Genomic DNA, 23,021 nt, shown 5'->3' with positions numbered 1-23,021 from the left:
CTCCTTTGATTATATATTTTCTATATAGAATTTAAATAAAAATGATATTTTACATATACTATATCATGCGAAATAATAGAAGTAACAAAAGAAAGCGTTTACATTCATTTAATTTTGAATTTTCATAAATGAGTGATAAAGGAGGAGGAAGATGGGATATAAAACAGGAAAAGAATATAAAGAGAGGCTGAGAAAATCAGGAAATCACGTGTATGCCAATGGGGAAAAAGTTACCGATGTGACGACGCATCCTTCCTTTAAAAATGTCGTTGATTCGATGGCGAGACTGTATGACATTCAACATGAGAAGCCGGACAAAATGTTATATACGTCTCCAACAACCGGAGATAAAGTCGGTATGACCTTTAAACATCCAACGACGATTGACGATTTGATTGCCAGAAGAGAAGCAATACAAGAGTGGGCCCGCTTTTCCCATGGAATGATGGGACGCTCCCCGGATTATTTAAATGCAGAAGTCATGGCAATGGGTATGAACAATGATTTATTTGCGGAGGCGGATCCTGTTTTTGCTGAAAACGCACGGAAATATTACGAATACGCCCGAGAAAATGATATTAGCCTCACCCATACTCTCATTCACCCTCAAATCAATCGTGCCAAAGCACAACACGAACAAAAAGATGCCAATGTTGCCCTTCACTTAGTGGAAGAGCGTTCCGACGGGATTATTGTGGATGGCATTCGTCTCTTAGCGACACAAGGAGCAATTACGGATGAGACATTAGTGTTCCCATCCACAGTGAAAAAGGCAGGGGAATTGGATGACCCGTATTCATTAGCGTTTGTGATTCCAAACAATGCCCCGGGAATCAAGCACATTAGTCGGGAACCGTGGGATTATAAAGATAATAAATGGGATTATCCGTTATCGTCTCGTTTTGAAGAAGGAGATACGATTATTTCCTTTGAAAATGTCTTCGTTCCATGGGAAAGAGTGTTTGTTTGTGGAAATTCTTCTATTTGTAACCGCACTTTTTCAGAAACGAATGCAGTCGTTCATATGTCCCATCAAGTCGTCGCAAAAGCAATCGTCAAAACTGAATTTATTCTTGGGGTGGCCCTCTCGATCATGGATGCCATTGGAATTGACCAATTCCAACACGTAAAAGATAAAGGCCGAGACATTATGATTACTCTGGAAACGATGCGTTCTCATCTGTACCGAGCAGAACATAATGCGAAACTAGACCGGTACGGGACGATGAATCCAGACTTCGATGCGTTAAATACAGCGCGAAACTGGTATCCGCGTGTCTACCCTGATTTAGCAGAAATCATTCGAGTGCTTGCCGCTTCCGGACTAACTGGTATTCCGACAGAGGCGGACTTCCAACATGAAGAGATCGGACCGATTATTGAGCGCGGTCTACAAGGGAAAAACTTGAATGGATATGAGCGCGTGCAATTATTCCGGTTAGCATGGGATTTAACTGCCAGTGCTTTTGGGGCAAGACAGACACACTATGAATATTATTTCTTCGGAGATCCGATTCGAATGGGCATGGCGTATTTTGATCAATTTGACAAAGAGCCGTATAAACAGCTTGTCTCTGACTTTTTGAAAGAAGTGTCGAAACAGACGAATTAAAGGAATTTCATTTCAGGAGGGGAGTTATCATGGTTCCTAATATTACGAGGGCGGGGAGAGCAGTTTTACATGTGACCGACTTAGCAGCTTCACGACGTTTTTACGTCGATGCGTTAGGATTTGTAGAAACAGAGTCTGATGATCACCATCTATATTTACGAGGATATGAAGAGCAACATCATCATAGCTTGTTATTGAAAAAAGCAGAAAAGCCAGCGGTGGAAGTAATTAGTTATAAAGTCAATCACGAAAGTGTACTCGATCAATTAGAAGAGATCGCAAAACGAAACAATTTCCCATATCGTTGGGTGGAAAAAGGAGAACAACGGGCGGTTGGGAAAGCACTTCGCATGCAAGATATTTCTGGCATGTCGGTAGAATTTTTTGCCGAAATGGAACATGCGGAGCGGCTGTTGCAACGGTACGACTTATATAAAGGCGCTCGTATCCAACGAATTGATCATTTAAATTGTCTCGTACCTGACGTCGAAAAAGCGTATCAATTTTATCGTGATCAACTTGGTTTTCGTTGTTCTGAATATACGGAGGACGATAATGGAAAATTATGGGCGATTTGGACCCATCGGAAAGGAAATGTGCATGACCAAGCGTTTATGAATGGAGATGGTCCACTCCTCCATCATGTTGGTTATTGGCTACCGGATCCGCTCGCTTTAATTCATGCATGTGACGTGTTGGCTGCTATGAAAATGGCGGATCAGATTGAACGAGGTCCGGGACGACACGGTTTATCCAACGCTTTTTTCCTCTATTTAAGAGACCCCGATGGTCATCGGATTGAACTGTATTTCGGAGATTATTTTACCGGAGACGGAGACTTTCAACCGAAACGTTGGAGTGTGCATGATAAGACAAGACAAACGTTTTGGGGACACGAAGCCCCAGATAGCTGGTTCAATGAAGCGTCACCGTTTTTACATGTCATTACTCAAGAAGAAGTAAAGAGGGAGGAAGCAACCCTTTCCCTTTATAAACCGGACTTTTCGATGTAATGGACCATTTTTTACGAAAGGAGGGGTGTAGGATGGATGATCGGACGTTTCGACAAGCGATGGGTCAATTTGCCACCGGTGTAACGATTGTTACGACGGAATACGAAAAGAACGTCCATGGTATGACGGCGAATGCCTTTATGTCCGTGTCATTAAACCCCAAATTAATTGCCGTTTCAGTGGATCACCGCGCTAAAATGTTAAGAAAAATGATAGAAGCACAAACATTTGCTGTCAATATTTTAACAGAACGACAAAAAGAACTGTCGATGCTATTTGCCGGTCAAATCAAATTGGAAAAAACTCCTACATTTGCTCGGTTACATGGAGTGCCAATTATTGAAGACTCCCTCGTGTCCGTTGTTTGCCGTCTGTTTTCCAAGAAAGTGGCTGGAGACCATACTATTTTCATTGGTGAAGTAATAGATATCAAAACAAGGAAAGGAGAACCGCTTCTTTTTTACAGCGGTAACTATTATCGTCTTTCTTCTTCAATGGAAGTAAGTCCTTAGAAGACCAGTATGATGCTGGTCTTTTCCGTCATACTTTGATGGAGGTCTTGGTGAACAGAAGGAGTTGATGAAGAATGAAACAAGTAAAGTTCAAATTACAAGGAGTACAATCATTTCTTGATGGAGTGGTAAAAAACGAGAAGGAAATCGAAATGAGCGGTGTATCCTATGAGATTGATTCATTGCCTTTTGATGTTCCTGTTCGTCACACGGTATACGGAACGCTATTGAATGATCGAGCTGCTTATGACCAATTTTTACCTCACATGAAAGAAAAACCGTACAAAGAACCTCCTAAACATCCTATTTTATATATGAAACCGAAAAACACGTGGATTAGTACCGGTACACCGATTCCGTTACCAGAAGGAGAAAAAGAGCTCCAAATGGGCGCTTCATTAGGAATTGTCATTGGAAAGACGGCTACAAAAGTAACAGAACAGGATGCGTTAGATTATGTGTTAGGATATACTATCGCAAATGATGTGACGATCCCACACGACAATTTTCACCGCCCAGCCATTAAGGAAAAATGTCGCGACGGCTTTTTACCGATTGGACCATGGATTGTATCTAAAGAATCTCTCTCAAACCCGAACCAATTAACGATACAAGTAACGGTGAATGGAAAAGTAAAAGGAGAGTATACCACCAATCATTTTATCCGTTCCGTGGAAAAGCTCATCGCGGATGTAACCGATTTTATGACTTTGTATAAAGGAGATGTTTTGTTACTTGGTTTCCCTGCAAATCCCCCCTTGGCAAAGTCTCATGATCTTGTAACGGTTACGATCGAAGGAGTAGGTACACTTGAAAATCGAATGATTCCTGAAAATGAGATTGTCAAGGGAGGAGGCAACGTCTCGTGAAAAGAGGAAGGGTAAGTGTTCATGGAACGATTTTTGATGCCACAGAAAAAGATGGGATGATCCAATTACACGATGGTCGCCTTCGACAGGAAGAAGAAGTTGTTTGGCTACCTCCTGTTGTACCGGAGACAGTGTTTGCATTAGGACTAAACTATGCCGATCATGCAAAAGAGCTCTCTTTTCAAACACCAACGCAACCGTTAATTTTTCTGAAAGGTCGAAATACTTTTATCGGACATCGCGCTTGTACCGTCAGACCTTCGGATGTGACATATATGCATTATGAATGTGAGCTTGCCGTTGTGCTTGGACGAAGTGGCAAACATATTAAAAAGGAAGAAGCGTATGATTACGTACGCGGCTACACGATCGCAAACGATTATGCCTTTCGAGATTATTTAGAAAACTATTACCGCCCCAATTTTCGTGTGAAAAACCGAGACGGCGCTACTCCCATTGGACCTTGGATGGTCGATAAAGAAGCCATACAAGACCCGATGAATTTAGAACTTCGGACGTACGTAAATGGAGAATTAAAACAAGTTGGTTCGACGAAAGACATGATTTTTTCAATACCGGAGTTGATTGAATATCTTAGTTCGTTTATGACCTTACATGAAAATGACGTCATTTTAACCGGTACCCCGAAAGGTTCTGTTGATACGAAAGTTGGAGATGAAGTAGTTACAGAAATAGAAGGAATCGGTCGGTTGATGAATACCATTATTACAGAAGCGTAAAGGGAAACAAAAGGCGAAAGAAGGGATACCAATGCCACATGTCATTGTGGAGTACACAAATAATATTGAAGAAGAGACTCATATCCCTACTCTTTTACAAAAAATAAATGACACATTACTAGAGTATCCGGAGGTCATTCCAAAGGGTGGTTTGCGAAGTCGAGCGATGAAATTAGTCCATTATTGTATTGCCGATGGACAAGTAGAAGCAGCCTTTGTTCACGTGACATTGAAACTGGGAAAAGGGCGTTCGGATGCAGTCATCCAACAAGTAAGCGAGCGATTATTTCGCGTACTTGAAGAATATTTTCATCATTTATTTGAAACGCGCTATTTTGCATTATCAATGGAAGTGTATGAATTTACAAGAACAACATACAAGAAAAACAACATTCATGCCCGGTATAAGGATGAATAAGAAATGTAGGTGGATGCTTGCGAAGATCATAAAAATAAAGGAGTGAAAACATGATGACTTGGAAAATCAAATGGAAAATCGCACTTTCAGCGATTGTTGTCGGGATGTTGTTTCTTGTTGGCTGCGGAGGGGGAGAGGAAGATACGGGTGTAGAAGAAGAGACATCTGCTTCCGGTGGGGAAGCGACCACGGAAGTTGCCGAAGTTGAATTAGATTTTTCGCATTTTTTTCCACCGACCCACTTCATGGAAGATGTCATTCAAGAGTTTAGTGCGGAATTAAATGAAGCAACGGACGGAAGAATTCAAATTACGTCATATCCAGGGGCTTCTTTAGCAGCACCGGATGAACATTTTGATGCTGCGGCAACAGGTTCGGTTGACATCGCATTAAGTGTTCATGGCTACACCCCGAATCAATTTCCGCTCACTTCAGTAATGGAATTACCATTTATGTCAACTTCTGCAACGGAAGGGTCCCAAGCGTTGTGGGATCTCTATAACAGTTTTGATGAATTTGATGAAGAGTATGCAGGAACAGTACCACTTTGGTTATACACGACCGATCCAGGTCAATTATACACGGTGGATAAACCAGTAAAAAGTATTGAGGATTTAAAAGGAATGCGGATTCGTTCACCGTCTCCTGAAACGAGTGAATGGTTAGAAGCGCTTGGTGCAACACCAGTGTCGATGCCGATGAACGAAAACTTTGAAGCGTTAGAACGAGGTGTTGTGGACGGAACAATTGCTCCTTGGGAAGCAGTAAAAACTTGGGGATTAAATGAAGTCATTAATTACGTAACGGTCGGTAATTTTTATTCTACGACGATGTTTGTCGTAATGAATGAAGACACTTGGAATAGCTTCAGTGAAGAAGACCAACAGATCATACAAGAGTTAGCGGGAGAAAACATGGTGAAAAAGACAGGAGAAGCTTTTGATCAAATTGGAGCGGAAGCAGCGGAAGAAGCACGAGAAAAAGGAATTGAATTTTATGAGTTAAGTGAAGAAGAGTTGGATGAATGGAGAGAATATATTGATCCGACGATTAATCATTGGATAGAAAATGTGGAAGGGAGAGGATTGCCGGCGCAAGAGTTATTTGACCAAGCGACCAAATAAGGTCCGTAAATGGGGAGTGAAAGCCCTATGATAAATAAAATAGAAAAATATATTCAAAAAATAGTGGAACTGGAGCAATTCATTGCGAATCTATTTCTTCTATTTATCATGTTTATCATTACATTGGATGTGTTAGGAAGAAATCTATGGAATAAACCAATTACGGGAACAGTGGAATTGACAGAATTAGGGTCCGCTTTGCTTGTTTTTTTCGCACTCGCTATGACTCATCGTAAAGATGAGCATATAGGAATAGATTTTCTCGTGGACCGATTTCCTCTTCCTTTACGTCATTTCATGATCGGAGTGGTGGAAATTATTATTGCCATCGTTCTCTTTTTGATGGCAAGACATGTTTTTGATAACGGGCTGCGAATGATGGAAAGAAATGCTACGACCACCGATTTAGCGCTACCCATGTATCCATTTCTTTTTGTAGTAATGTTTACGCTCGCCATTTTTGCCCTTACAGCAATTTTTAAAGCGATATACCGATTCCGAAGGGCGGTGAGGAAATCATGAGCCCGGAAATGATAGGTTGGTTAGGAATCGCCGCGCTACTCGTATTGTTTTTACTCCGTGTTCCGGTGAGCATTTCACTGATTATTGTTGGCACCGTAGGGCTTGCGATCATCCGAGATTGGGAATCTGCTGTTGTTCAGTTAGGAACGACTCCGTTCTCCACCGCCAGTTCTTATTCATTAAGTGTCATTCCGCTATTTATTTTAATGGGGATGTTTCTCTCTTATAGTGGATTTGGAAAAGATTTGTACACTGCGGTTGATGCTTGGATTGGTCATATTAAAGGTGGTCTCGCGATGACGACCATTGGAACGAGTGCGATGTTTTCAGCAATTTCTGGTTCTGTCAATGCCACGACAGCGACAATGGCTCGTATTGCATTACCGGAAATGGAGAAGTATCAATACGATAAGCAACTGTCCACTGCTTGTGTGGCAGCAGGAGGAACACTTGGAATTCTTATTCCTCCTAGTGTCATTTTAGTTTTATATGGCATCTTAACGATGGAACCGATCGGTAAATTGTTAATTGCAGGATTAATACCCGGCTTGTTACAAATGGTGCTATTCATGATTGCCATATATATATTAGTTTCAAGAAATCCTGCCATTGCTCCTACGACAAATAAAAAGTCATTTTCCGAAAAATTAACCTCTTTAACAAAAATTTGGCCCTTTATCTTTTTATTTGCTTTAAGTATTGGAGGTATTTATTACGGTTTTTTCACACCAACGGAAGCAGGTGGTGTGGGGGCATTTGGAGCTTTTCTCTTAACGCTTCTTACGAGAAGACTGACTTGGGAGGGGTTTATAACATCATTGAGTGCCACCACGAGATTAACCGCGATGATATTTTTCATTTTAATCGGTGCAGATATTTTTAGTAAATTTCTCGCTTTAAGCAGAATCCCGGTGGCAATTACCCAATTTGTATCTCAGTTAGAGTTTTCTCCGCTAATGATTACTTTTCTCATTTTAGTAGTCTATTTTATTTTAGGTCTATTTTTAGAAGGAATTGCTATCTTTGTATTAACGCTGCCTGTTGTATATCCACTGATTACGATGCTCGGTTATGACGGAGTTTGGTTTGGAGTAGTAATGGTCTTTGTTATGAATATGGGTTTGATTACACCACCACTTGGGATTAGTGTCTACATTATCAGTGGAGTTGCAAAAGATATTCCAATAGAAAAAATTTTTAAAGGGGTAATCCCGATGTTACTCATGATGGTGGTCTGTCTATTACTCATTGTTATTTTCCCTGGCATCGTTACTTTTCTCCCAGATTACATGAGGTAAATATCGTTAATTGATATGATGACGAGATAAAGGAGTGGATCGCTATGTCAAAGTATGACGAAGCAAAAAAGAAACTAAGAGGTTCTATTTGTCCGGTAGTGACTCCATTTAAAGAGGATGGCTCCATCGATTTTGAAACCTTTGAAAAACTGATTGACTGGCAAATTGAAAGTGGTAGTCACGGCATTTCTGTGACAGGGACGAGCGGAGAGCCTAGTTCGTTAACGACAGAAGAGAGGAAACAAGTGATGAGACACGCGAAAAAAGCGATTGACGGAAGGGTGTTCTTCGCTCCCGGAACAGGATCCACCAATCACGATGAGACGATGGAGTTAACGAAATACGCGGAAGAGTTAGGGGCAGATGCAGCGATGGTCATTGTCCCTTATTACAACCGTCCAAACCAAGAAGCGCTCTATCAACATTTCAAAACCGTCGCAGATTCTGTGGATATTCCGATCATTATTTACAACATTCCTGGACGGACTGCAGTTAACCTGGAAGTGACCACAATGAAAAGATTGGTGGAAGATTGCCCGAACATTATCGGCGCGAAAGAATCGAACAAAGACTTTGAACATGTGAACCGAGTGCTCTTATATTGCGGTCGTGACTTTTTATTATATTCAGGAATTGAACTGTTATGTTACCCGATGCTTGCCATTGGTGGTGCGGGCTTTATCAGTGCTACCGCAAACGTCGCGCCAGCGAAAGTAGCTGCCTTATATAACGCTTGGGAATCGGGAGACGTGAAAAAAGCGCAAGACTTGCATTTTGAACTGATGCCGTTAAATGATGTGCTATTTAAAGATACGAACCCGACGGTCACAAAAGTGGCGCTAGGAATGATGGGGAAAATTGCACCAAATATTCGGATGCCTCTTGGGGTTCCATCCGAAGCGATTCAACAAGAAGTGCGAGAAACGCTTGTAAATATGGAATTATTGGAAAAGTAAAACGAAAGGGGGAGGAGAGTCGTGACAGCAAAGTTGGAACATTCAAAGCAAGAAGATATTTTGTTATTTATCAATGGCGAATTTGTCCGCAGTGCATCTGGAGAAACGTTTGAAAACATCAATCCGTATACAAATGAAAAAATAAATGATGTGGAATCGGGGAGTCGCGCGGATATTGACAAAGCGGTGGAAGCGGCGAGTGTTGCTTTTCATCGTACGTGGAAAACGATAAAACGCTCAGAAAGAATGTCTTATATGTACCGCATAGCGGATATGATTGATCAGAGAATCGAAGAGATTGCTTACTTTGAATCATTAGATACAGGTTTACCAATAAAACAAACGCGGAAAATGGTAAGCCGAGCGTCTCAAAACTTTCGCTTTTACGCCAATATGGCCGAAAGTCGATTAGTAGGAGAAGCGTATCAAGTGGACGATCAGTTTATTAATTATACGATTCGGACTCCCATTGGTGTTGCTGGACTCATCACCCCGTGGAACGCTCCTTTTATGCTGGAAACGTGGAAAGTAGCACCAGCTCTTGCTACAGGAAATACAGTTGTTTTAAAACCGGCGGAATTTTCTCCGCTCACTGCCAATGTCCTTGCGGAAGTGGTAGCGGAAGCGGGTTTACCGAATGGAGTGTTCAATGTCGTGCATGGATTTGGGGAAACAGCAGGAGATGCCCTCGTACGACACCCGGATGTTCCCCTCATATCATTTACTGGGGAGACGGTAACGGGTAAAACAATTATTAAAAACAGTGCCGACCATTTGAAAGACTGTTCGATGGAATTAGGTGGAAAATCACCGATCATTGTGTTTGACGATGCCGACTTTGAACGCGCCCTCGATGCAGCGATTTGGGGAATCTTTTCTTTTAACGGAGAAAGATGTACCGCCAACTCTCGCCTCTTTTTACAAGAAGGAATCAAAGATAAATTTATGGAAGCGCTGAAAAAAAGGGTTGAACATGTAAAAATCGGTGATCCATTAGACGATGCAACAGAAGTAGGGCCGCTGATTCATACGGAACACTATGATAAAGTGACGAGCTATTTCAACATTGCTGAAGAAGAAGGAGCAGAAGTGATCACCCGCCCAATTCCCGAATCCCTCCAAGCGGGAAACTTTGTCGCTCCAACGTTGATTGTTCATGCGGAAAATAGTATGAGAGTGGCGCAAGAAGAAATATTTGGTCCAGTATTAACGGTGATGACATTTCAAGATGAAGAAGAAGCGATTCGACTCGCCAATCAAATCGATTACGGTCTTGCTGGATATGTTTGGACGAACGATATGAAAAAAGGACATCGAGTCGCTCATCAAATTGACGCGGGAATGATTTGGGTGAACTCTCAAAATGTAAGGGACTTACGCATTCCATTTGGAGGAATGAAAGCTTCCGGAATTGGTCGTGAAGGAGGCCACTATGCTTTTGACTTTTACACGGAACAGAAAGTGATTCATGTCGCAATAAGTGACCACCCAATTCCTCAGTTTGGGAAATAAATAATTGAAGCGTCTTTTCGTGGATATGTCCGCGATAGACGCTTCTTTTCACCCTAGTAATGAAGATGATAAAGGGTAAAGACAGTTTTTCTATACGACGTCTAAACTACGAAAATTTTCGTGTTATGGTCGCATGAAGCTTTAAAATGGTAAGTATGAGGTTGTTTTCACTGATTTTTTGGTTTATACGACCAATTATGCACTAAAAATGAGATGGATGTGTCGCATAAACGATTCATGCGACATGATTTTTAATGAAAATGCTATCAAAAGGTCGTATGACTTTAATGGACAGAGAATATCATCTGATTATTTCCGCTGAAGGAGTCCGCGCATGGCAAAGGAGATATTTTGCGGTCGTTCTGCTAACCGCCGCATAAAGTAGCCAAACCAGTCTTTTCCAAAAGGAACATAGATGCGTACAGCGTAGCCTTGTTGTACTAATTGTTGCTGCAAGTTTGGACGGAATCCATATAAAAATTGAAATTCAAAAGTGTCTGTCGGGATGTTGTTTTTTTGTACAAAAGAAATGACTTTTTCTATGATTCGGTGGTCGTGGGTGGCGATGGCTGTAAAGACTCCTTCTTTTAAGTGGGTAGTAATCATGCGGTAAAAATGTTCATCGATGATTTCTTTCTTTTGAAAAGCAACTTTTTCCGATTCTTTATACGCCCCTTTTACTAAGCGCAAAGGTACGTCGTGAAGTTGTTTTAAATCTTTCATCGCGTGGCGGAGATATGCTTGTAATACCGTTCCTACTTGCTCATTTTGTTGGCGTAATTTTTCTAAAATGCGTAACGTTTGTTCATAATGGGTGTAGTTTTCCATATCAATGCAAACGAACACTTGATGCTTTTTGGCGGCTGCTACGATGTCTGTCATGTTTTGTAAGCAGAAATCTTCATCGATGCTAAGTCCTAACTGGGTTAACTTTACCGAAAGATGGATATCTAATGGGGAAGTGGCGATTCGTTCAATGGTAGCAATGGCTGCATTTGTTGCTTCTCTTGCTTCTTCTTTAGAGTGCACAAATTCTCCCAAGTGATCAAAAATACAAGTGAGTCCTTGGGAGTGTAATGATTCTGCGACCCGGAGTGCGTCATTCATTGTTTGTCCAGCAACAATGTGAGAAGCTCCGAATTTCAACCCCCATTTTTGCGCGAAAGTATTTAAAGTGGTACGAGAAGATAAAAACAAGAAAAAACTTCTCGTCATTTGGTGGATCACCGTTCATTTCTCCTTTCGTGCGAGTGTCAATAATGGAAGGAACCTCTCGAATCCATTCGTTCGAGAGGTCATCTGTTAGAACTTTTCGGAGATTGTTTTCGCTTGCATGTAGAGAAGTAAATAATCAGGTCCTCCTGCTTTCGCGTTTGTTCCCGACATGTTAAATCCGCCAAAAGGTTGGTAGCCGACAATCGCACCGGTACAATTGCGATTAATATATAAGTTACCGACATGGAAGTCTTCTTTTGCCTGTTGAATGTGAGAGCGGTTGTTTGAAATGATGGCACCAGTTAAGCCATATTCGGTATTGTTAGCAATGTCAAGGGCATGTTGGAAATGGCTCGCTTTCGTAAAAGCAACGACGGGACCGAAAATTTCTTCTTGCATAATGGTAGAAGTGGGAGGAGCATCGGCAAAAATCGTCGGTTGAATGAAATAACCTGTTGCATCCGTTCCTTTTCCACCAGTCACAAGGCGAGCTTCTGTTTTACCGAGGTGAATGTAGTGCATAATTTTGTCATATGCGGATTGGTCAATAACCGGGCCGACATTCGTATCATGCAAGGCAGGGTTTCCTACTTTTAACTCTTTTGCTTTCTGAACGGATTTTTCTAATACTTGATCATATATTTTTTCATGTGCTACGACCCGAGAGCCCGCAGAGCATTTTTGTCCCGAGAATCCAAACGCAGAGGTTAAAATCGCGTCGACAGCAATGTCTAAGTCAGACTCTTTATCCACGATAATTGTATCTTTTCCGCCCATTTCTGCCAGCACGGTTTTTAAATGAGTTTGCTGTGGTCGGACGCTCGCTGCTTGTTCGTAAATGTATGTTCCGACTTCTTTCGATCCGGTGAAAGTAATAAGAGAAACTTTCGGGTGTTTTACTAAATAGTTTCCTATCTCTTCACCGCTCCCAGGAAGAAATTGCAACACTCCTGGAGGGAGACCGGCTTCTTTGAGCACATCGACAAAATAAGCAGCAATGACAGGGGTGTTACTGGCAGGTTTTAAGATGACAGTATTTCCTGCGACAATCGGAGCAACTGTGGTTCCAACCATAATGGCAAGAGCAAAGTTCCACGGAGGAATCGTGACGGTTACTCCGCGGGGAATATACGTATGTTCGTTTGCTTCTCCAGAGCGGCTACAAACACTTTTCCCTTTAGCGATCTCAATCATTTGTCTCGCGTAATATTCCATAAAGTCTATTGCTTCAGCGGTGTCCGCATCCGCTTCGTTCCACGGTTTCCCGGCTTCTTTTACTAATAAGGAAGAAAATTCATGTTTTCTTTTTCGCACAATGGCAGCAGCTTTCACGAGAAGACTTGCTCTTTCCTTCGAGTCTACTTTTTTCCATGTATGGAACGTTTCCTCCGCACTTTTTATTGCTTTTTCCGCTAATTCTTTATTTGCTTTTGCGACCACACCAATCACTTCATCTTTTTTGGCAGGATTGTATGAAATGATTTTTTCTTCTGTGAAAATCTCTTCCCCTTGAATGAGGAGCGGATGTTCTCGGCCTAATTGTCTTTCTAACTGTAGGAGCGCTTTTTCAAAGGAATGACGGTTTTCTTGGATCGAAAAATCAGTGAAAGGTTCGTGATGGTACGGCGGTAACATAAAATCACCTTCCTTTATTCATAAAAGAGACATCTCTTCTAGCTCAACTATAATGAATGTATGAAAGAAAAGTGTAAAACAGAACAACCTACGATGCAGGTAAGAAGATGTGGGGAAAAAGAGATAAAGTTCGACGCCAAGAGTGACACGATGATAAAAAAGGTTGCCCCGGGTGAGGAAGGCAACCTCTTGTACGTTATTTCGTTTTAAATCGTTGAACAATCTGTGTTAATTCTTCCGCTTTTTCTTGTAAAGAGTGACTGGAAGCGTCAATTTCTTCGGTAGAGGCAAATTGTTCTTCAGATGCTGCTGCGATGGTTTGGGTACTTGCTGACATTTGTTCACTTAAATGAGTCATCTCTTCAAAAGAAGAAGTGACTTCTTTTCCTCGTTCAGATACATGGTTTGATGTCGAAGCGATGTCTTCAATTTGGTCCGTGACTTCGTCGGTAGAAGTACGAATTAATTCAAAAATGTTTTTCGTTTCGTTTACTACTTCTAAACCATCTTGTACTTCATCCGTGACATCGTTGACTGAAGTGGTGGAAGCGATGATTTGTTCCTTCATGTTTTCAATGATGTTTGTAATTTGCTCCGAGGATTGATGGGATTCTTCGGCGAGTTTACGCACTTCGTTGGCTACCACCGCAAATCCTTTTCCGTGCTCTCCTGCTCTTGCCGCTTCAATGGCTGCATTTAAAGCGAGTAAATTCGTTTGTTCGGCAATATCAGAAATAAACTCAATAATCTTTTCAATTTCTAGAGAGTATGTTTGTAACGCTTGATTGACATCGGCAGAAGTTTGCACGGCCTCATGGATTGCTTTCATTTTTTGCTGTGTGTTAAGAATCGCTTGACTTCCTTTTTCTGTTTGATTGAATGTTTCGGAGGCATGGTTGGAAATTTCAGAAGCAGAAACTGCCAAGCTTTCAATATGCGTTGTCATTTCGTGTAAGTACCCCATATTCAGTTGTGTCTTCACTTTTTGATTTTCCGCACTACTTGCAATGTGTTGAATCGAAGAAGTAATATTTTCCGATGATTGACTAGACTGCTGGGCCGCTGCAGATAACTGTTGTGCAGAAGAAGTGAGCACGTTACTGCTTTCTTCCATTTTGTAAATAATTTCTTTCAAATGATCGGTCATCGTTTGAAAATGAGTTGCTAATTCTCCAATCTCATCATTTGTTTCAACTTTTATCTTTTCTCCGGATAAATCCCCTTGCGCAACTTGCTTTACTTTTTCTGTCATTTGTAGAATCGGTGCGCTTATCTTGCGAGCAAACCGGAGAGCAACAACAGAAATGATGATAAGGACAATGATGGCGACGACAATACTAATGAAGCGAACGTGATCTGTCACAGATAAAATCTCTTCCATTGGTGTGATTAAATATAAATGGTAGTCGGACAGCGGGATCGGAGCGTGTGTAAGGAGGTGGTCTTTGTCATTAATGGAGACAACGGATGAATCCGTCACATCTTTACCTTCTTCCAAGGCACGTTTCCAATCATCATCTATTTCATCTGTAGACAAGCCAGTATAACTTTCATTCGGATGCAATTGAACGATGCCTTCGTTATCCACTAAGATGGCTTCTGCTCTTCCAGTCATGTTTAATAGACTCGATACAAGTTCTTCAAAGTTGACCGTGGCAGACATCACACCAATTGTTTCTTCTTCCTGATTATTTACTGGAACAGCAATTGTAATAATCCGGTTTCCGGTTGTAAGAGACGTAATAATTTCAGAAAAATTTTCTTCCCCATCAAGGGCTTTTTGGAAATAAGGGCGATCTCCGAGATATAGTTGCCCAATATTTTCCTCGGTCGTATGAGCGCGGACGATACCACCAGGATCAGTGAAAACAACTGTTTCATATGTATAATCATCTTGCTCTTTTACTTTATTCATCAGGTCTAATCGCAATGAGAGATCTCCGGACAAAATATTTTCAGTTTGTGCAGCTAATCGAATTTCAGTAAGAAATGTATCAAGCCGCTGTTCTATCGAGTCCGCGTAGCTTATCGTTAAGCTTTCCATTGCATCTCGCTCTTTCGTAATGATTTCATTAGTACTATTAAAGTAGATAATCGAAGCAATGGTCACCATCGGTAAGATTCCGACGAGCAAAAGAAGAATCAGCAATTTCCTTCTAAGAGAGCGTTTTTGGCGAAACATGCACACCATCCTTTCTAAACATCCCCTAGTATATCAAAGGAATTGGTACGAATGTATTACATTGGAATAGTTTTCTATAAAATAGGATGAAAGCGTTAAACTTTTTTAATTGGCGAAATTTTATTATTAACAGATTTATTTCACTCCAATTTATTATGTAGAAAAAATAATTTGTCAGTGCAAAATAGGTAGTTGCTCCATTCAACGGAAAATGTTAACATTTAAATAAAATAGGTTAACAAATGATAGGAGAGATGAAAAGGATGCAAGTGACGCTAGATTGGAGAAGAATGGCAGAAAAAACAATCGCAGGAGAAATAATCACTTTTGATGAAGGTTTGCAAATATTACAAGCAAAAGAGGAAGAAATACTTGCTATCATGGATGCAAGTTACAAAGTTCGCCATCATTATTACGGTAACAAAGTAAAGTTAAATATGATTATGAATGCGAAAAGCGGACTGTGCCCGGAAGATTGCGGCTATTGTTCTCAGTCCATTGTCGCAGATTCTCCGATTGAGACGTACAATTATTTAGATAAAGAGACGATTGTCGCGGGAGCAAAAGAAGCGATGAGGCGAAAAGCAGGGACGTATTGCATCGTCGCCAGTGGACGTCAACCGAGCAATAAAGATATTGATCACGTCGTTTCTGCCGTGAAAGAAATTAAAGAGACGATGCCACTAAAAATCTGTGCTTGTCTCGGGATTTTATCCGAGGAGAAAGCGGCACGGTTAAAAGAAGCAGGAGTGGATCGTTACAATCATAACTTGAATACTCATAAAGACAATTATGGAAACATTACGACAACGCATACATATGAAGACCGGGTGGATACAGTGGAAATCACAAAAGATGTTGGAATTTCTCCTTGTTCCGGCTGCATTATCGGAATGGGGGAGTCGGATGAACAAATTGTGGAAATGGCTTTCGCGTTAAGAAAGCTGAATGCGGATTCTATTCCTGTGAACTTTTTGCATCCTATTGAAGGGACACCTCTCGCCAATTACGAACGAACGAAGCCGATTAAAGCGTTAAAAGTGTTGGCACTGATGCGTTTTGTCAATCCAACAAAAGAAATTCGCGTTTCTGGAGGAAGAGAATTTAATCTTCGTCATTTGCAACCTCTCGCCCTTTATGCTGCCAACTCTGTCTTTGTAGGAGACTATTTAACGACAGCTGGGCAAGAGGTGAAAAAAGACGATGAAATCATAGAAGACCTCGGTTTTACGATTGAAGAATGTGCTCTATAAAAGTAGAACGCCGTCTCTTCCCATTTGGAAAAGACGGCCTTATTTTTATGACGAAAAAATTTCAGAGATCAATTCAAAGGAACGGAGACGTTTCTCATGGTCGTAAATCGTTCCATTCACCATAATTTCGTCCGCCTCTGTATCTTCTAAAAAAGCGGTAAGTTTTTCTTCTACCGTTTCTTTGCTTCCGAAAATAGAAGTACCCAACTGTTCTTCCAATGCATTTTTTTCGTACACTGTGATCATTTCATCCAAGTTATCTACTGGAGGCTGGATCGGTTTTTCCGTTCTTCGAATTAAATGTAAAAATTGTTGTTGTAACGACGTGCTTAAATAATTCGCTTCTTCATCGGTTTCGGCAGCAATCACATTCAGACAAACAATGGCATATGGCTCATCGAGAACGTCAGACGGTTGAAACGCATTCCGATAAATTTCCAGAGCCGGGATTGTATACTTCGGTGAAAAATGGCTCGCAAACGCAAAAGGTAAACCGAGTTGCCCCGCGAGCTGCGCACTAAAACCACTGGAGCCGAGAAGCCAAATCGGAATCTTTAGGCCGTGTCCCGGAAAAGCTCGAACGGGTAGTGGTTTTGATAAAATCGATGGATCAAAATAAGCTCTTAATTCTGTTAGTTGCTGAGGGAAATTGTGACCATCGTCTCCGCTATTTCTTCTCAGTGCTTGGGCGGTTAATTGATCCGTTCCCGGCGCTCGACCGAGTCCGAGGTCAATTCGACCCGGGAAAAGGGACTCGAGCGTTCCAAATTGTTCTGCGATCACAAGTGGTGAGTGGTTTGGAAGCATAATACCACCGGATCCAACACGAATTGTGGAAGTGCCATTTGCAACATAACTAATTAATACCGACGTTGCAGAACTACCGATAAACGGCATATTGTGATGTTCTGCCAACCAAAAGCGATGATATCCCCATTTTTCTACGTGTTGGGCTAAGTCCAATGTGTTTTGAAAAGACTGAGAAATGGTTCCGCCTTCTACAATCGGGGAAAGATCAAGAACGGAGAAACGTATATCTTTTAATGTTGTCATCGGTTTCACGCTTCCTTTGCTTCATCATTTTAACTATCTATTATTCTCATATTATCAATAATATCGTGTGAGAAAAAGAAATCCGCTTTCGTTTGAAGTTAGAAAAAGGGAAAGGACGGGAAAAAAAGAATACAATAGAGAGTAGAAAAAGAAGGCAGAAAGGAAGGATGTACAGTGGACAAGTTCATGTATATCAACGGGAAATGGGTTGGCAATGAGCTGGAAAAAACAGAAGTAGTTAATCCTTCAACGCAACAAATAGTTGGGACGGTACCAGAAGGAGGAAGAAAGGAAGCGACGTTAGCAGTTGATGCTGCACACGAAGCATTTAAAACATGGTCAAAGAAAACAGCCGATGAACGTTCATCCTTGTTGTATCGTTGGTATGAGTTAATTGATGAGAACAAAGAAGAAATGGCAACGCTGATGACAAAAGAACAAGGAAAGCCATATCAAGAAGCATATGGAGAAGTGAATTACGCCAATGGCTTCATTAAATGGTACGCGGAAGAAGCAAAGCGTATTTACGGTGACACGATTCCGGCATCTCAGTCAGATAAGCGAATCATCGTACAAAAACAACCAGTTGGCGTTGCAGCTGTCATTACTCCATGGAACTTTCCGGCGGCAATGATTACGAGAAAAGTCGGTCCGGCGCTTGCGGCAGGATGTACCGTCGTCATTAAACCTGCAGAACAAACACCTTTAACTGCGATCATGCTTGCGGAACTGGCGGAAGAAGCCGGAATTCCTGCCGGAGTAGTGAATGTTGTGACAGGAGAAGCGTCTGATATCGGAAAAGCATGGCTGGACGACAAACGAGTGAGAAAATTAACATTTACAGGTTCTACGCCGGTGGGCAAGCTTCTCATGGAAGGATCTGCTCGTACGTTAAAAAAAGTATCTTTAGAACTGGGCGGACAAGCACCGCTCATCGTCATGGATGATGCCGACATTGACCAAGCAGTGGAAGGAGCGGTACAGTCAAAATATCGTAACGCAGGTCAGACGTGCGTTTGTTCCAATCGAATGTATGTACACGAGTCCATCGCAGAACCATTCGCTGAAAAAATGGCAAAAGCAGTGGAAAATTTAACGGTGGGAGACGGTCTGGAAGAAGGGGTGACAATCGGCCCGCTCATTGATGAAGACGCGATAGAAAAAGTGGAGAAACATGTCGAAGATGCAAAAGCAAAAGGAGCGAAAATTGTGAGCGGTGGCGTGCGACATGAAAAAGGAGATCTGTTTTATACACCAACTGTCATTATGAATGCTACTGAAGACATGCTTTGCATGACTGAAGAAACGTTTGGTCCAGTCGCCCCAATTGCAACTTTTAAAACAGACGAAGAAGCGATCGAACGAGCAAACGACACCGACTTTGGTTTGGCGGCCTATGTCTTTACAAAAGATTTATCCCGTGCTTTCCGCATCAGCGAAGCGTTAGAGTATGGAATTGTTGGTGTTAATGACGGTGTCCCATCCACGCCGCAAGCTCCTTTCGGTGGGATGAAGGAAAGCGGCATCGGAAGAGAAGGCGGCTATTACGGTATCGAGGAATTTCTTGAAATTAAATATACATCGTTTAAAATTTAGGCACAAAAAAATCACCAGCAACATCATTGACCGGTTGTTACTGCTGTTAACCCAGTGGAGGGCAAACGTTCTGTTTTAACTTTCCTCAGCAGAAGTCCCCACTTCTGTCAGAGATGTTGCAAGGAAGTGAATCAAGCAAGCTCGATTCAAAATCTGACGCAATGACTACGAGGCGCCATTGATTCATATGCAGGGACTTCATCGTTACGGAAGTGTTCGAAGTCCTGGAGTGGAGCACTTCCATGTGGAAAAAGCGGTGAAAATGTTCAAGGAGTGTATATGAAGCACTTCCACAATCAAGAGAAGAGCAATGATGAAAGGAGCTGTCCAAAAAGTCATTATTGGTGACTTTTTGGACATTTTTTGTTACCGCTTCATCAAAAATTGCTTCTGGAAACGCCTCTTGCCCGAATAGGCATGTTTCCAACACCAAATTGTTGAATAGTCATGCCATCGTTTCATATAAAAATAGCTAATGGAAGCAAGCCATGAATGGCTCATAACACTGTTTCATTCAAAAATAGATAATGGAAACAAGCCATGGATCGCTCATGCCACCGTTTCAGCGCTAAATGATTGTGTTGAAAGGAACTCTCGATTTATTTTTCAGGACTTATTAGACAGCCTCTTTCATCTATTCCTGCATCTTAGTTATGTGAGGTATGGTGACGCTAGATGAAAACGGAAAATGTATCCCCCCTCATTTGTGACGCTTACAAAATATATATCACGATCAATAGCTCATTTGGGTCTCCTTTAGTTCCTTTTCAAACACGATAAATTTACAAGGGACAGCGAGCATTGGTGCGAGTTTTGGATAGGAGGTCTCTAACATTTCTGTACGCACAGGTTGGTAGCCTAGACGCTTGTACCATTTTTCGAGAGCGACTTTGGCAGGGTGAGCTCCTTCTTCTGGTACTAACAATTCCAGTTGTATTTTCTGTAAGTTCTCTTTTTTGCACTCTTTTTCGGCAAAATGAATTAACGCACGTCCAATTCCATTCCCTTGGTATGTTTCATCCACTGCTAGCATTCCAAGTTCTCCCGTTTCTTCATGAACCTGTCGAATCCGAACACAACCAACAATTGTATCTCTCGTTTGAGCGACAGCAATCTCACCATGTTGTATAAATTCTCTTATTTCTTCCATCGACGTACGAACAACCTCTTTTTTCCATAACCCATTTTCTGAAGTGCGATAGACACGGTTTACGATATTTGTTATGCGTTCTACATCTACATTAGCATTAGAAGGAAACATAGAAATGGTTATTGGCTGCATATGACGTTCTACCACCTTATTTAGATTATGTATCTTTAGAATACCATGTTTTGAAAATGATAGTGAGTGAAAGGTCCTTCTCTTTTCTTAAGTTTTAAATTTATTACTTTCTTCTTCTAGTATATCTGTCTGCTTTGTTAAAAATTCTGACGCGCTAGTTACTTCTTGCATTGTGGCGGTTTGTTCTTCTGACGCGCTTGCGATGTGTTGAATGTTTTGATCGATGCGTAAAGAACTCGTTTTGATGTCATCGATGTTTCCTACGAGCTGATGCGATTGATTGCTTAACGTCTTCGTTGATTTGTTGGGACCACTCTAATCCAGATGTGTCGTATCCAATTAAGTCAGGATTTAAGTGAGTGATAGCGATTCCATCTTTATCAAGAATGTAACCGTAACCATTTTGTTCATTCGGAGAATAATAAGATTCATGTATGTCTTGAGTAGCGGCATCAAGTTCTTCTATTGCATCGTCACCGTGTTGCTCAATGATGAGGTTCAGTTCATTTTTCTTCAATTCTGTAATATATTCAAGATCTTGAACTGCCATAGTGTACATCGCTTGTTGAGACGTTTGGACGTTGGTAACGCCTAAAACGATAACAGGGATAACGGTAAGAATAAAAATGGTTGCTATCAATTTTGTTTTTATCGAATTCAATTAGAACACCTCGCTAAAAAAGGTTGTAATAAAAAAAGCCAGGACAAATCATGCCTGGTCGGTTGCGCTACTAACTCCAAATTTGCCAAGCGCCCAAATAACAGCAAATTTTTCACAGTTTCCATATCTATATTTTAAAATATAAATTGCTTTCATAATGAAGTAATAAACATTAAAACTCGAACAAAGTTGATTCATTTAGTCCTTTATTCATTAAAAAAATTCTTAAAAATCTTTACTATGAGAATATTATACCATTCGAAAAGTCGCAGTCAAGAAATAATTTCCTTTTTATAAATAGGTTTTGTTTTTAAAAAATGGATTCGTTATAGTAAAATATAACGTCAGAAAGGAGCGGTGAAGATGAAGTATCGTGTGTTAGGAAAAACGGGATTGCGTGTGTCTGTTGTAGGTCTTGGCACATGGCAGTTTGGTGGAGAATGGGGTGTCGATTATACCCAAAAAGAAGTGGACGCAATTTTTGATAAAGCAAGAGAAGTCGGGATTAATTTTATTGATACAGCTGAATGTTACGGGGATCATTTATCTGAAAAATTTATCGGAGAAGCGATTAAGAAAGATCGAGAAAATTGGGTACTTGCGACAAAATTTGGTCATGAGTTCCATGGTTTTTATGATCGCACCGATCGCTACGACCCTGTATCAGCGTTAAAACAGCTCGACGATTCATTACGTGCATTACAAACAGACTATATTGATTTGTATCAATTTCATTCCGGTCCGGACGAAGCGTTTGACAATGACGACTTGTGGACGATGCTTGATAAGCAAATAGAAGCAGGAAAAATTCGTCACCTTGGCACGTCCATTGCAAAAAATAATAATACGTTCCAGACGGAAAAATCAGTCCAATTCGGTTCAAAAGTGATTCAAGTCGTCTATAATCGATTGGACCGAACGCCTGAAGAAGAGGTTTTTTCGATTTGTGAGAAAGAAAATCTCGGGGTTCTTGCCCGTGTACCGCTTGCTAGCGGATTTTTAAGTGGAAAGTATCAACCGGGTGATACGTTTGCAGACAATGATGTCCGTCATTTACGAGATAAAGAAGATACGAAACGAAAATTAGCTCTTGCTGAAGAAATTAAACGAAATGAAGTTCCGGAAGGTGTCCCAATGGCTACATGGGCGCTTGCATGGTGCTTGAAACATCCGGCAGTGACAGCTGTTATTCCAGGATGCAAAAATCCAGAACAAGTGGAAGCCAATGCAAATGCAGCTTCGTTAGATATCGTTTCCGATGATCATCCACAAGCAACAAAATAATGAAAAATAAGGAAGCGCACGGAGAACGAGCGCTTCCTCTTTTAGTGCGCCCGGCATGGGTGTAGTCTATAGGGTGCAAGTCCCGAGCCACGAAGGTAGAAGTAGTGGTTAGCTTAACGCAAGGGTGTCCGTGGTGACGCGGAATCTGAAGGAAGCAGGCGGCAAACTTCCGGTCCGAGGAACACGAACTTCATATAAGGCTAGGTATCACTGGATGAGTTTGCTGAACAAAACAAAGTCCTTTCTGCCAAAGGTGATACAGAGTAAATGAAGCGGATAGATGG

At 41.3% G+C, this 23,021-nt stretch carries 20 protein-coding genes and 1 riboswitch; of the genes, 14 read left to right on the top strand and 6 right to left on the bottom strand.

What is annotated here, in order from left to right:
• Window positions 1–151: 151 nt before the first annotated feature.
• From hpaB to hpaE, 11 genes are all read left to right on the top strand, one after another.
• Window positions 152–1,612, top strand: coding sequence for a 4-hydroxyphenylacetate 3-monooxygenase, oxygenase component (hpaB, locus tag GJS40_RS06325; protein ID WP_270897006.1), 1,461 nt, complete (start codon window positions 152–154; stop codon window positions 1,610–1,612).
• 29 nt (window positions 1,613–1,641) lie between these two features.
• Entirely contained in the window at window positions 1,642–2,625 is a 984-nt protein-coding gene (hpaD, locus tag GJS40_RS06320; RefSeq protein ID WP_270897005.1) for a 3,4-dihydroxyphenylacetate 2,3-dioxygenase, read from the top strand.
• A 32-nt stretch (window positions 2,626–2,657) separates the two neighbouring features.
• Window positions 2,658–3,137 (top strand): flavin reductase family protein, encoded by a 480-nt coding sequence (locus GJS40_RS06315; protein ID WP_270897003.1) that lies wholly within the window; start codon window positions 2,658–2,660, stop codon window positions 3,135–3,137.
• A 74-nt stretch (window positions 3,138–3,211) separates the two neighbouring features.
• Window positions 3,212–4,006, top strand: coding sequence for a fumarylacetoacetate hydrolase family protein (locus GJS40_RS06310; RefSeq protein ID WP_270897002.1), 795 nt, complete (start codon window positions 3,212–3,214; stop codon window positions 4,004–4,006).
• On the top strand, window positions 4,003–4,746 hold the full coding sequence (locus tag GJS40_RS06305) for a fumarylacetoacetate hydrolase family protein (RefSeq protein WP_270897000.1): 744 nt from the start codon (window positions 4,003–4,005) through the stop codon (window positions 4,744–4,746). The genes GJS40_RS06310 and GJS40_RS06305 overlap by 4 nt, the downstream gene beginning before the upstream one ends.
• Before the next feature lie 31 nt (window positions 4,747–4,777).
• Window positions 4,778–5,164 (top strand): 5-carboxymethyl-2-hydroxymuconate Delta-isomerase, encoded by a 387-nt coding sequence (locus tag GJS40_RS06300; protein WP_270896999.1) that lies wholly within the window; start codon window positions 4,778–4,780, stop codon window positions 5,162–5,164.
• Window positions 5,165–5,214: 50 nt separating this feature from the next.
• Entirely contained in the window at window positions 5,215–6,288 is a 1,074-nt protein-coding gene (locus GJS40_RS06295; protein WP_270896998.1) for a TRAP transporter substrate-binding protein, read from the top strand.
• A gap of 27 nt (window positions 6,289–6,315) precedes the next feature.
• Window positions 6,316–6,810, top strand: coding sequence for a TRAP transporter small permease (locus tag GJS40_RS06290; protein ID WP_270896997.1), 495 nt, complete (start codon window positions 6,316–6,318; stop codon window positions 6,808–6,810).
• Window positions 6,807–8,108, top strand: a complete 1,302-nt coding sequence (locus GJS40_RS06285; protein ID WP_270896996.1) for a TRAP transporter large permease — start codon at window positions 6,807–6,809, stop codon at window positions 8,106–8,108. The genes GJS40_RS06290 and GJS40_RS06285 overlap by 4 nt, the downstream gene beginning before the upstream one ends.
• Window positions 8,109–8,152: 44 nt before the next feature.
• Window positions 8,153–9,064 (top strand): 2,4-dihydroxyhept-2-ene-1,7-dioic acid aldolase, encoded by a 912-nt coding sequence (gene hpaI / locus GJS40_RS06280; RefSeq protein WP_270896995.1) that lies wholly within the window; start codon window positions 8,153–8,155, stop codon window positions 9,062–9,064.
• 21 nt (window positions 9,065–9,085) lie between these two features.
• On the top strand, window positions 9,086–10,576 hold the full coding sequence (gene hpaE, locus GJS40_RS06275) for a 5-carboxymethyl-2-hydroxymuconate semialdehyde dehydrogenase (protein ID WP_270896993.1): 1,491 nt from the start codon (window positions 9,086–9,088) through the stop codon (window positions 10,574–10,576).
• 309 nt (window positions 10,577–10,885) lie between these two features.
• Here hpaE and GJS40_RS06270 read toward each other — a convergent pair whose 3' ends face one another.
• The 3 genes from GJS40_RS06270 to GJS40_RS06260 all read right to left on the bottom strand — a co-directional run bounded on the left by GJS40_RS06270 (window position 10,886) and on the right by GJS40_RS06260 (window position 15,608).
• Window positions 10,886–11,803 carry a proline dehydrogenase family protein gene (locus tag GJS40_RS06270; RefSeq protein WP_270896992.1) on the bottom strand — a complete coding sequence of 306 codons (918 nt, stop codon included), beginning with the start codon at window positions 11,801–11,803 and terminating at the stop codon, window positions 10,886–10,888.
• A 75-nt stretch (window positions 11,804–11,878) separates the two neighbouring features.
• Window positions 11,879–13,426 carry an L-glutamate gamma-semialdehyde dehydrogenase gene (pruA, locus tag GJS40_RS06265; RefSeq protein WP_270896991.1) on the bottom strand — a complete coding sequence of 516 codons (1,548 nt, stop codon included), beginning with the start codon at window positions 13,424–13,426 and terminating at the stop codon, window positions 11,879–11,881.
• A 196-nt stretch (window positions 13,427–13,622) separates the two neighbouring features.
• Entirely contained in the window at window positions 13,623–15,608 is a 1,986-nt protein-coding gene (locus GJS40_RS06260) for a methyl-accepting chemotaxis protein (RefSeq protein WP_270896990.1), read from the bottom strand.
• 263 nt (window positions 15,609–15,871) lie between these two features.
• On the opposite strand from GJS40_RS06260, the gene bioB reads away from it, so the two are divergent.
• On the top strand, window positions 15,872–16,861 hold the full coding sequence (gene bioB / locus GJS40_RS06255; protein ID WP_377902118.1) for a biotin synthase BioB: 990 nt from the start codon (window positions 15,872–15,874) through the stop codon (window positions 16,859–16,861).
• A gap of 45 nt (window positions 16,862–16,906) precedes the next feature.
• Here bioB and GJS40_RS06250 read toward each other — a convergent pair whose 3' ends face one another.
• On the bottom strand, window positions 16,907–17,914 hold the full coding sequence (locus GJS40_RS06250) for an LLM class flavin-dependent oxidoreductase (RefSeq protein WP_270896988.1): 1,008 nt from the start codon (window positions 17,912–17,914) through the stop codon (window positions 16,907–16,909).
• 186 nt (window positions 17,915–18,100) lie between these two features.
• Here GJS40_RS06250 and GJS40_RS06245 point away from each other — a divergent pair, with 186 nt between their 5' ends.
• On the top strand, window positions 18,101–19,510 hold the full coding sequence (locus GJS40_RS06245) for an NAD-dependent succinate-semialdehyde dehydrogenase (protein ID WP_270897020.1): 1,410 nt from the start codon (window positions 18,101–18,103) through the stop codon (window positions 19,508–19,510).
• A gap of 733 nt (window positions 19,511–20,243) precedes the next feature.
• Here the strand turns inward: GJS40_RS06245 and GJS40_RS06240 are convergent.
• Both GJS40_RS06240 and GJS40_RS06235 read right to left on the bottom strand, forming a co-directional pair.
• Window positions 20,244–20,792: a GNAT family N-acetyltransferase gene (locus GJS40_RS06240; protein WP_270896987.1), complete on the bottom strand. Its 549-nt coding sequence runs from the start codon at window positions 20,790–20,792 to the stop codon at window positions 20,244–20,246.
• Window positions 20,793–21,039: 247 nt separating this feature from the next.
• Entirely contained in the window at window positions 21,040–21,453 is a 414-nt protein-coding gene (locus GJS40_RS06235; RefSeq protein WP_270896985.1) for a hypothetical protein, read from the bottom strand.
• Window positions 21,454–21,500: 47 nt separating this feature from the next.
• Window positions 21,501–21,585, bottom strand: a riboswitch (cyclic di-GMP riboswitch).
• A gap of 231 nt (window positions 21,586–21,816) precedes the next feature.
• Between GJS40_RS06235 and GJS40_RS06230 the strand changes: the two genes are divergently transcribed.
• Complete coding sequence (locus GJS40_RS06230) at window positions 21,817–22,737, top strand: aldo/keto reductase (protein ID WP_270896984.1); 921 nt, start codon at window positions 21,817–21,819, stop codon at window positions 22,735–22,737.
• The last annotated feature ends 284 nt before the right edge of the window (window positions 22,738–23,021 follow it).

This window comes from Aliibacillus thermotolerans (genome assembly GCF_027853235.1).
GTDB lineage: Bacteria > Bacillota > Bacilli > Bacillales > Marinococcaceae > Aliibacillus > Aliibacillus thermotolerans.
The sequence above is the reverse complement of the archived record's forward strand: the minus strand, read 5'-3'. Positions and strand labels throughout refer to the sequence as shown.